We start from the raw sequence: 491 nt of genomic DNA on the forward strand, positions 1-491 counted from the left end.
GAAGGTGTCTGACCAATTTGAATTTCGTAAACAAGTAATAGAAGAAGCTCTAAAAGAAGGTGGAGTAAAAACATCTGAATTAGATGCTGTAGTAGGTAGAGGAGGACTTCTTAAACCTATAAAAGGTGGTACTTATTCAGTAAGTGCTGCTATGATTGAAGATTTAAAAGTAGGAGTTTTAGGAGAACATGCCTCAAATTTAGGTGGAATAATAGCAAAACAAATAGGTGAAGAAGTAAATGTTCCTTCATACATAGTAGACCCTGTTGTTGTGGATGAACTAGAAGATGTTGCTAGAATTTCTGGTATGCCTGAAATAAGTAGAGCAAGTGTAGTACACGCTTTAAATCAAAAGGCAATAGCAAGAAGATATGCTAGAGAAATAAACAAGAAATATGAAGATATAAATCTTATAGTTGCACACATGGGTGGAGGAGTTTCTGTTGGAGCTCATAAAAATGGTAAAATAGTAGATGTTGCAAACGCATTAG

The 491-nt window shown here is 34.8% G+C and carries 1 protein-coding gene; it reads left to right on the forward strand.

The window, feature by feature from the left end; all coding sequences use genetic code 11:
- Positions 1-491: butyrate kinase (locus tag K0039_RS20790; protein ID WP_228106833.1), on the forward strand; the 491-nt coding region annotated here is incomplete at both ends.

The organism is Terrisporobacter mayombei (genome assembly GCF_020748465.1).
Taxonomy (GTDB): domain Bacteria; phylum Bacillota; class Clostridia; order Peptostreptococcales; family Peptostreptococcaceae; genus Terrisporobacter; species Terrisporobacter mayombei.